Below are 10,843 nucleotides of genomic sequence, written 5' to 3'. Positions count from 1 at the left end.
CAGTATGGAACGTTGATGAAAGACAAAATCATTGCTGTGCGCGATGAACTGATCAAAGAATACATCGATCCCGAAATACTGAGCTACGATACCATGAAGGAAATACTGGGTGAACCATTTTATAAGGCATTACCTAAAAGAACCAAAGATTTGTATGCAGGGATGGCGAAGGCCACAGGTATGGAAATACTCGAACATGCAACGATTGACCAACAGTTTATGTTGGTGTTGTTGGCACGTAGAACCGGGCAAACAGCTATGTGTACGGCCTTAAGTACCTGGGGAAGCAACACCAAGGATGGAACAACTTATACAGGAAGGAATTTCGATTTTGCTGGTTATATCCGTGATATGATGCCAAAATGGGGTCAATTCGTAGTCATGAATCCATCTGGTGGAGCGTATGGCGTTGCAGGCGTTGGTGTTGCAGGAATGGTAACCGAAGTCATTGATGCGATGAATAGCGCAGGACTCTATTACGAATTCAACAACGGAGCCGGAACCATTGGGGCAACCATTTACTCAAATCGTACTCCGGTTTACAGTCAGATGTTTAATAACCTCTTCGACTACAGTACTATTGAAGAGCTTAAAATGTATTTTAATTCCGCTCGTGCCAATTACCCATCCATTATGATGACGGCCGAACCAAAACAAGGACAGGCCTTTGAAATTTCTACTGAAGGATACACCGCTCCGGCACCCGAAAAGGAAGACTTGATGTGCAGAGGTAATCAGTTTATTGATCCTACCTGGGGAATTCCTGACCTTCCCTCACCGGCAGCCTGGTATTCAAGAACCCGTAGAGAAACCTTTACTAAATTAGTTAAAGATGCTGCTCCTAACGTTGATGCTGAGGCAATGAGGAAGATCATGAATACGAAAATTTATGATGAAGCCAACGATTGGAAACCAGTGGATGGTATGACCGTTTTTGAGAACAGACCAAAGGGTGGTGATGTAACCGTGTGGCAGGTTGTTACCCATCCGGATGAACGGAAAATGTGGGTGCGTATTCCAACCTATAGTGGTTGGATGGAATTTGACTTGAAAAAGTATTTTAAAAAATAATCATTACTAATTGATTGGGTGCAGGTTTAGATCTCATCCTTGCACCCATTCAATATTTAATCCATTTAAAACTATTTAATTATGGCAATTTTAAAAAATGAACCAATTTATCCTTTTAAAGATGGGAATTATACGAAGCCTGTTCACATTATTGTACAGGGATCCTACGAAGAAATAGGATACGATCTAGCAAAGCTTGGAAAAGAAACCTATGGCTGTAAGTTAGGTATTTATGACGACCCTATATACGGGCAGGCACGTAAAACCTATATGGAAAACAACTGGCCGGAAATGGCACAAAAATCAAAAGGTGTGCGTAAAGCATTTGGCCTTTCAGATGATGATGTTGTTTATGACGATACCGCATTACCATACGACTGGTATGATGCTGTAAAAAGTGGAACTGCTGCCGATCTTACAACTTGTTCTGCGGCTGTCCTTCCTAAAGAAAAAAGTGAAGGCGGTGGCGTATTTGTCTCCAGGAACTATGATATGATGGCTATGGTCATGTGGAGTGAGGTTTTTGGAAAAAAAGCACCCGAAGGTTCGTTCAGATTTGCTGAACGCTATATAGTATTAGAAACCAGACCAGATAAAGGATATAAGAGCATTAGAATTGGTGGTAACGAAGCATTGAATCCTTATGTTGATGGCATCAATGAAAAGGGATTGTATGTAACTGTTTTTCACGATCCAAATTCAATTGGAGCAGAAGGCACACCATGCTCAGGTATGAAGCTTAATGGATTGGCGCTTACTCAATTACCTGCTCTTTTACTAGATACTTGTGCAACAGTTGAAGAAGCTAAACAAAAAATTCTTCAAAATAGCTTGATGCAAACCATGATGCGTGTACATTTATTAATTGCGGACGAAAGTGGAAATGCTACGGTATTTGAACTTAGTGATACTGGAGATTATCGTTTTACAGATCGCGCAGCCAATAATCCATTGTTTGTTACCAACCATGCACTATATAAATACCCGGAACCAGGTACTTATCCTGAGTTTGATATCAATGCAGAGCACAATACATACGCTCGTCAATTAATATTGAGAGATGCGTATGCAGGTTTAAAACCACCATTTAAGGTAACAGATGCAACAGCTATGACAGATGCGGTTCATTGTTCTTTTACGGACACAAAGAAAGCCGAATCTGGTCCTTTAGAAAGAACCTTGAGCAACGCAACATCCGATCTTAAAAATAAGACCATTAGTGTACGTTGGTATTTAGGCGATGTAAAACCTATCCCCGGAACCAATCATATGGAAGATAGAATGTCTGAATTTTTCACTTTTGGGTTTTAAGAAATTAATTCAAACAAAGTAGGATATGAGTGTGAAAAACAGGGTCAATCAAGCAGCCAACGCAGAGGAGTTAATGAACTTTTTATGCAAATTTAGTGAGCTACTTCTTTCGTGGAGTTGGGAGGGCGATTGGAAGCAGAGATGGTTTTGATAAAGAAATATTACAAGAAAAATTTGATGCATGCATCGGAACAGGTGATGATTCGCGTTCGCCAGTATTGATATTTGTAAAAAAAATTGCACCTCATTTACTTGAAGAATAAACAATTTAGAATACAATAAATACACCATAAAATAAGTAACACTTATGACTGACGTTAAACAACAAAATGGCAAATCCTTCGATGAAGCATGTCGGTTTATCATTAAACTGGGCGAAAGAATGCACGGTTACGGCCCCAATGCGGCCAGACTTGAGTGGTATCTGAACCAGATAACAAAAATTTTAGGTTACAAAGGTATTTTCCGTTCTACGCCAGACCAGATAAGCTTTGCATTTTCAAAAGATGGGAGTGATTGGCAAAAGATACATATATCGGCCATGCATGGAACAGGAACTGAGCTAAATAGACTGGCGAATGTGGGCGAGCTTATAAACGAATTGGGAAACGGGAAATTATCTATTGCAGAAGCCAGCACGCGTTTGGATGAAATTGATAAGATGCCACACCCCTGGGGTAATGCAACAACAGCATTGGCTTATGTGCTTTGCGGTGCGGCCTTTCCCATACTTTTAGGCGGCGGATGGTGGGATTTAATTTTGTCCGGCGTTTTTAGTCTGGTTGTGTTCTTTATGGTAATAAATTCTGGTAAATGGGGACCTTTATCAGGGGAATGGCTTCCCTTATCTACAGCTTTCGTAGCCGGTATACTAGCTGGAATTTCAAGGTTTTATTTACCGGAAATTAACGTGGTACTCATTGTACTTTCAGCTGTTCTGATATTGATTCCAGGTTATGGAATTAGTGTAGGCGTTGTAGAAATTGTAAGCAAGCATATTTCCTCCGGACTTTCAAACCTGCTAACCGGTTTAATTTATTTATTCAAACAATTTTTCGGTGGATGGCTAGGTGTAAGTGCTGTTGGTCTTATAGTAACAATGCCCGAAGCTACAACTGCAGTTGCTATTGATTCTGTTTGGCTTTGGGTAGGAATTCCTGCAATCATTATTGGTCTGGGAATAGCATTACAAACGCCTTACAGAGATTTTATTTGGGCTTGTCTAGGCATGTTGATAGCCTTTTTAGGTACTTTTTACGGTAGCGAATGGGTAGGGGTCAATTTCGGGAATTTATTGGGCATGGTCTTACTGGTTGTATTTACAAGTACCTGGTCAAGAAAAACGAAAAGACCACCTTCAATAGTTTTGGTCCCTGCTTTTATATTGCTGGTGAGCGGCTCCATCGGGTTCCGGGGCTTAAGCGCCTTTGCCGCTGGAAATATGCAAGCCGGAAGCCAGGAGTTTCTGCAAATGTTTATAGTCGCCATCACTCTGGCAGCAGGTCTGGTGATTGGTGTTACATTAATTAAGCCCACTAAAAAAGTATAATATATTATGACACGTTTTAAAAATAACAAACTAGCATATTTAACTTTTTTTGTCTTGTTAACTACTGTTTCAAGTTTTGCTCAAGAGCAGAAACAAACAGACAGTATTAAAAGTAAATCTAGTAGTCTAGGCCCGAGTAGTGTTGCGGGTCAAATAGAGAAAAATCAGAGGGTAGAATCCAAGTTATTAAAAAACTATTTTGATTTTAAAGACAATTTCGAAACTAAAAGTAATTTTTCATATGGTGTAGATTATTTTTCAAATTTTCAAGTAGCCACAGCAAGTTTAGGTGATAATAGTGCCTTTAGCGGTGTTTTTAGAGTATATGGAAATTGGAATTTAATCGGTAAAAAATCAGGAAACAACGGTGCTCTAGTATTTAAAGTAGAGAATAGACATGCCTATGGCAACAATATTCCTGGTCAATCTTTAGGTGGAGAAATTGGATATATCGGTTTAACTTCAACTACTTTTAGTGATGTTCACTGGGCATTAACCAATTTTTATTGGTTACAGGAATTTGCACAAGGAAAAATAAAATTCGCATTGGGTCAAGTAGACGCTACTGACTACTTTAATGTCTATGCTCTTGTAGATCCTTGGAGTGATTTTAGTAATCTTCAATTTTCGACCGGAGTAACTATTCCAGCCCCTAATCAAGGTTTAGGAGCTGTAATACAAGGCCGTTTGACTAAAAATTATTATGTAATGGCTGGTATTTCTGATGCCAACGGGAACCCAAAGGAACCATTAGACGGTTTTGATAGTTTTTTTAAAGTAGCAGAATATTTTACCCTTGCTGAATTTGGTTGGGTAAAATCGTATCAAGAACGATTTACAGATAATATCCACCTTTCATTTTGGCATGTTGCTAATCGAGTAGCATTAAATATTCCAAGTGGTTGGGGGCTTAACTTTTCATATACTCGCTTATTTAAAGAACATTGGCAGCCCTTTTTAAGAGCTGGATATGCTAAAAATGGAGGCGCTCTTTATGAAGGATCTATTGAAGCAGGTGTAGGTTATAAATTTTCACCAAAACAAAATTTAGTTGGTATTGGATTAGGTTGGGGGCAACCTTCTGAATCCACATTTTTTGATGGCGTTGAAGATCAATTAACAATTGAATTATTTTATCACTGGCAAAAGTTTAAGACCTTTATTTTAACGCCAGATGTTCAGTTTATAATTAATCCAGCCCAAAACCCAACAAGTAATTTTATAACCGTATTTGGGTTGAGAGGACGAATTTTTATTTAGGAAATAATATTGCATACTTATGAATCTGAAATTCGTATTCATTGCATATATTCTAAAAGTGTATTAAGTCATCTATATACAATATGTGTTCTGAATTGTAAATGGCACAGATGGCTTTGCCCAGCGTATTCAGTTTGGTGCCAGGTTGATTTTTTTTCATTTACCAAATTATTATTTAATTAAATGAAAACTATACTATTCATATAACTACTTAAAAACTAGAAAAAATGAAAAACAAACAATTAGCCAGGACATTTATCCCGATTAGAATCTTCTTAATCATTTTGCTTTTTGCAGCGTGTAACAACAAAACAGAACAAAACGGTGATACAAAGGCGGATACTACGGAAAAAGCAAACGTGGAAGCAGCTGATGCCTCTACTAATTTTGATGTTGTAATTCTCAACGGCCGTGTCATGGATCCGGAAACCAATTTTGATAGTATTCAAAACGTTGGAATTTTAAATGGCAAAATTGCAATCATCACCGATAAGGAAATAAAAGGAAAAGAAACTATTGATGCGAAGGGACATGTGGTGTCACCAGGTTTTATTGATACACATGTACATGTAGTAGATGCTCCATTTCATCAAAAACTAATGCTTCGCGATGGTGTAACTTCTCCACTGGAATTAGAAGTAGGGGCTTATCCTATCGATCTATTTTACGATAAACTTGAGGGTAAATCACAAACAAATTATGGAGCAACTATTGGTACTTTAGCGGCTAGAGAAAAAGTATTCAACCCAAAATACACTTCTAAAACAGGAATGTTTGTAACCGATATAGAAGCGCATGATGAAAATGCTTTTGTGGATATGCAATGGTCTGGAAGAACCCCAACTTTAGATGAAATCGACAAAATCAATCAAATTATTGATGAAGGTTTAAAAAAGGGTGCATTGGGGATTGGTGTTCCTGTTGGTTACATGAGTAAAGGCGTTACCTCAAAAGAAACTACTTCATGGCAAAAACTGGCCGGTAAGTATAATCGAGCAACTTTTCTTCACGGTCGCTTCTCCAGTCAACATGCGCCAACTACGGGTATTCTTGGTTTTGAAGAGTTAATGGCAAATCAAGCCATTTATGGTGGAGGATTATTATTATGCCACATGCACCAACAAGCACTTGCTGAAACAAAACAAGCATTAGAAATGGTGGATGATGCCAGAGCAAAAGGACAATCTATTCTGGCAGAAATTTATCCTTACAATTTTGGTGCAACCATTGTTGGAGCTGATTACTTAGTACCTTCTAACTACGGTCCAAATATGGGTCGCACGTATTCAGATTTGATCGAAATAGCTACCATGAAACCGTTAACCAAAGATCGTTATGATGAGTTGATGAAAACGGCGCCAGGTACTGGTGTAATGTTTTACGGTGCCACAGAAGAGACATTAAATATGGCTCTCGCTTATGAAGGAACATCTGTAGGTAGTGATGCATTTCCGTTAACTGTTACTGCAACAGGAGCTCTTGCTTGGGATTGGGATACTCCATATGAGTCGGTTCAGGGTCATCCACGTTTAGCTGGAACAGCCGGAATTGTACTTAGAAAAGTTCGTGAAATGAACTTAATGCCATTAATGACAGCGATTAGTAAAATGACATACATCCCAGCTAAATTCTTACAAGAAAATGGAGTAGATCAAATGGCTCAAAAAGGGAGAATGCAAATAGGTGCCGATGCCGACATTGCTATTTTTAACCCTGAAACAGTTAGAGACAACTCTACTTTAGCAGCAGCTGGTTTACCATCAACAGGTATTCCGTATGTGTTGGTTAACGGAACAATTGTAGTAAAAGATTCCAAAGTTCTGAAGGGTGTATATCCGGGTCAGGCCATTCGAATAGCACAGCAGAATTAGAGAATAATAAGTGTATCAGGAATCAATAGAAATGTAAAGTATTGTTTAATTAAATAAAAACTATACTATTCATACAATTAGGCAAGAACTAGAAAACCTGGTTAAAGTGGAAACTTTAAAAACATGTACAAAAATGAAAATATTACAAAATTAAAAAAATCTAACAATAGCATCACTAATTATTTTATTGCTTAGCATAACAGCAAGTTGTAAAAAAGGTGTTGAGGCAAATGAACCTGAATGGCTTTTTGTACAAAATGCAGAATCCGTAGCGCTTAATGATGGAGTATTGATACTAAATGGCATCAATCCTACTACGGTTTGTTTCACTGACCGCCCGGAAAGAATGGCGGCATTAACTGCAACAGAAAAGTTTGTTAGCTTTTGGACTGGAGATAAGGCTAAAGATAGTTTTGAAAAAGACCCGCCAAATGCTACACTTTCAGTTATGACAGATGATGGAGCAAATGATGTTGTATTGACCCTTACCAATCCAAGTTTAAAAGGTGATATTCTCAAATATGATGTTACTATTATTGAAGGAGATAATCAACTTGAGGGAGCAGCAGCTTCCTTATTTATTGACGTCATAGGCAGGCCACTTACCCCGGTTTCTGTTGCAGGTGTTGCCCGCAGAACAACGCGAAGAACCGTTAGAAGAATTGCCTATTAATAAAATTTATTATTTGAAATAAATTGATGAGTAAGTACCCGGTGGAACCCAGTAAATAATCGAATTGGAGCATCTTGTTATCTTGGGATTTCAGATCCCGGTGGCACTACTTCTTATCAGGGGATTCCGGTCATACAATTGATCATTACTATCAATAAAAATTATAAATATGTACCGGCCAAGTATATTGAATTCAAAATGATCAAGGTTTATTTGTGATAATTGCGTAATTTTCCATCTGATTTTTAAATTCAATTTTCTACCTGGAAACCATTGACTCTCTACAAAAATGATTGAATATTTTATCCCTGCTGCACTTAAATTTTCATTTTTTAAGCATCTTTCTAAATTTGTACTAACGGTGTTTCTCGTTTCCTGTAATGGCATAGAAAAGGAGGCATATGTGAAGGTTGCAGACATGGATCAAACAGCCTCTTTTGTGGGCACGGCAAGCTGCATTGAATGTCATCAGGAAGAGTATGAATTATGGGAGAATTCACATCACGATGAGGCAATGAAGATAGCAGATTCTACCACTATTCTTGCTGATTTTAATAATACCACTTTTACCTATAAGGGCGTTAAAAGTTCATTTTTTCTTAAAGAGGGAGATTATTATGTAAATACACAAGGAGAAGACGGTAATTATTCTGATTTTAAGATTATATATACTTTTGGTTATACCCCATTGCAACAGTATATTGTGCAGTTCCCAAACGGGGAGTACAATTGTCTGCTTACCGCCTGGGATACGGTGGAAGAAAAGTGGTTTCATCTGCAACCCGATCTGGACATTAAACATGATGAGTGGATCAACTGGTCCGGGGGCAGCCAGCGCTGGAATACCATGTGCGCAGATTGCCATTCCACAAATCTCCAAAAGAACTACGATTTATCCTCCGGGGTTTTTAATACAACTTTTAGTGAAATAAATGTGGCCTGTGAGGCCTGTCATGGACCTTCAGGCACGCATGTTTCCTATTATAAAGAACAGGAAGAAAATGAAGCTAATGGTGTTTTACCTCCCGAATTGTATATTGGAAGTTCTGTACCGCCAAAAGAGTTGGTTGATAAATGTGCAAGATGTCATTCCAGAAGGGGCAATTTAACACCCTATTTCGATTATACCGGGACATTCATGGATCACTATTTTCCTAGAATGTTGGAAGAACCTTTATATGAACTGGATGGGCAGATACGAGACGAAGTTTATGTTTATACTTCTTTCTTAGAAAGTAAAATGTATGGTCTTGGGATTTCCTGTAAGGATTGTCATGACGTACATTCCTTAAAACTAAAGAAAGAGGGGAACGACCTCTGTTTAACCTGTCATATTCCTGATAAATATGATACCCCGGATCATCATTACCATGCAATGAATACCGATGCAGCCCTTTGTATTAACTGCCACATGGATGGTAAATTGTATATGGTAAATGATTACAGGAGAGATCATAGTTTTAGAATTCCCAGGCCTGATCAATCCGTAACATACAGCACGCCAAATGCATGTAATAAATGTCATACAGATAAGTCGGCCAAGTGGGCGAGCGATTTTATAGTTGAAAAATATGGTCCTACAAGAGCGGACCATTTTTCTGACCATTTATTAAAAGGGTATATGGATGACAATCAGGAATTTAAGAAGGTCTTTTCCAGTAAAGAATACCCTGAAATAGCCAGGGCAACGGCTATTGGCCTCTATGTAAATTCCCCTATTTCATATGAAGACGCGCTGGATTTAACCAGGTATTTAAATGATTCTTCCATTTTAGTAAGAAATCAAACAGTACGGGCTTTCGAGACAATAGGGAGTCCGGATTTCGCACCGCAAATAGTTCCCTTATTAAAAGATTCGGTGCGTGCGGTACGTATTTCGGCTGCACATTATTACAATGTTATTGGTAAAAGCCAGGTGGAACATTTGGAGGAGTTTAAACTGGCTAACCAGGAATATATGACAGAGCTGGAAATAAATTCAGATTTTCCTGCGGGTTTGCATCAGTTAGGCATATATAACCAGAGTATCGGAGAAATAGACAAGGCACTTGACTTCTATTCCAAAGCAGTTAAGGAAGATAACTATTTTAATATGTCGCGCATAAATATGGCGCTGATTTATTACCAACAAGGATTAGTGGATAAAAGTGAGGCAACCTATCTGAAAATTATTGAACAAGAACCGGAGTACAGTTATACCTACTACATGCTAGGTTTATTATACTATGAAACAAACAGAAAGGACAAGGCTTTAGAATACCTGGCTTTGGCCTGCTCCAAAGAACCGGCAAATGCGAACGCTTCCTACAATTATGCGCTGATGCTTCAGCAGGAAAATAAAAATAGTGAAGCTATCAATATCATTGATAAGGCCTTAGAATCCTTCCCAAATAACGAGAGATTGTTGTATGTAAAACTCCTGAGCGAAATTAATTTGAATCAACAAAACAGAGCAATGAACACATGTCGTCTATTACTTCAAATAAACCCGACTAGCAGCGATTATAATCAAATACTAAAAAGATTACAGCAAGGTTCATGATTTAACTTCATTGGTCGTTCCGGATAGCTTAAATTACAGGCACTCGGGATTAGAACCGATATAATATGCTCCTTAATTTTTTAAGGTATTTCTGCATTTAACCTTAAAAACGGCAACTATAATGTTCCATTTGGAATTGGGATTAGCAAGGTGCTGAAAACAGAAAAACTGGTTGATCTTAAATAGGTGCTACCGCCCAGCTGCCATATGGCAAATGCCTGCAAAGGCGTTAAAATAAACAAGTCCGGTCTTGTTTGTCATATACTATTCCTCTTTATTGTCCTTAACAATTTGAACTTCCAGTACCACATGATGTAATTCGTAAAGTGAATTTAGGATTCCTGATAATGCGGCCTGATCATTTAAACGACCCGTAAGAACTGAATAGGTTTCACCACCGGGATTTTCATGAATCTGTATTTCCATATCTCCCAGCCTGTCCCACCAGGATTCAACCACTCTCCCTTGTATTTTTATATGATAATTTGCCGGTTCACTAAAGCTGTAATCATGGAATCCGTTTTTTTTAGTTTCTTCCATAATGTTTATTTCATCCTTTTGATTTT

The 10,843-nt window shown here is 38.2% G+C and carries 9 protein-coding genes; 8 read left to right on the top strand and 1 reads right to left on the bottom strand.

Annotated features, from left to right (window positions below):
• From WBN20_RS07175 to WBN20_RS07140, 8 genes are all read left to right on the top strand, one after another.
• Positions 1–1,071 (top strand): C45 family autoproteolytic acyltransferase/hydolase (locus WBN20_RS07175; RefSeq protein WP_424281209.1); only part of this gene is annotated, 1,071 nt, incomplete at its 5' end.
• A gap of 81 nt (positions 1,072–1,152) precedes the next feature.
• Positions 1,153–2,382 carry a carcinine hydrolase/isopenicillin-N N-acyltransferase family protein gene (locus tag WBN20_RS07170; protein WP_424281208.1) on the top strand — a complete coding sequence of 410 codons (1,230 nt, stop codon included), beginning with the start codon at positions 1,153–1,155 and terminating at the stop codon, positions 2,380–2,382.
• A 95-nt stretch (positions 2,383–2,477) separates the two neighbouring features.
• Positions 2,478–2,645, top strand: a complete 168-nt coding sequence (locus WBN20_RS07165; RefSeq protein WP_424281207.1) for a hypothetical protein — start codon at positions 2,478–2,480, stop codon at positions 2,643–2,645.
• Positions 2,646–2,689: 44 nt separating this feature from the next.
• A complete protein-coding gene (locus WBN20_RS07160) occupies positions 2,690–3,931 on the top strand; it encodes a threonine/serine ThrE exporter family protein (protein WP_424281206.1) in 1,242 nt (413 codons plus the stop codon).
• A gap of 6 nt (positions 3,932–3,937) precedes the next feature.
• Entirely contained in the window at positions 3,938–5,191 is a 1,254-nt protein-coding gene (locus WBN20_RS07155; RefSeq protein ID WP_424281205.1) for a carbohydrate porin, read from the top strand.
• Positions 5,192–5,418: 227 nt separating this feature from the next.
• Entirely contained in the window at positions 5,419–7,062 is a 1,644-nt protein-coding gene (locus WBN20_RS07150; protein WP_424281204.1) for an amidohydrolase family protein, read from the top strand.
• A 187-nt stretch (positions 7,063–7,249) separates the two neighbouring features.
• A complete protein-coding gene (locus WBN20_RS07145) occupies positions 7,250–7,735 on the top strand; it encodes a hypothetical protein (RefSeq protein ID WP_424281203.1) in 486 nt (161 codons plus the stop codon).
• A gap of 289 nt (positions 7,736–8,024) precedes the next feature.
• On the top strand, positions 8,025–10,277 hold the full coding sequence (locus WBN20_RS07140) for a tetratricopeptide repeat protein (RefSeq protein WP_424281202.1): 2,253 nt from the start codon (positions 8,025–8,027) through the stop codon (positions 10,275–10,277).
• A gap of 264 nt (positions 10,278–10,541) precedes the next feature.
• On the opposite strand, the gene WBN20_RS07135 is transcribed toward WBN20_RS07140, so the two are convergent.
• The coding region (locus tag WBN20_RS07135) for a hypothetical protein (protein WP_424281201.1) at positions 10,542–10,843 on the bottom strand (302 nt) is incomplete at its 5' end.

This window comes from Eudoraea sp., from assembly GCF_049665975.1.
In the GTDB taxonomy this organism is placed as follows: Bacteria; Bacteroidota; Bacteroidia; order Flavobacteriales; family Flavobacteriaceae; genus Eudoraea.
This window is presented reverse-complemented; position numbering and strand designations above follow the sequence as displayed.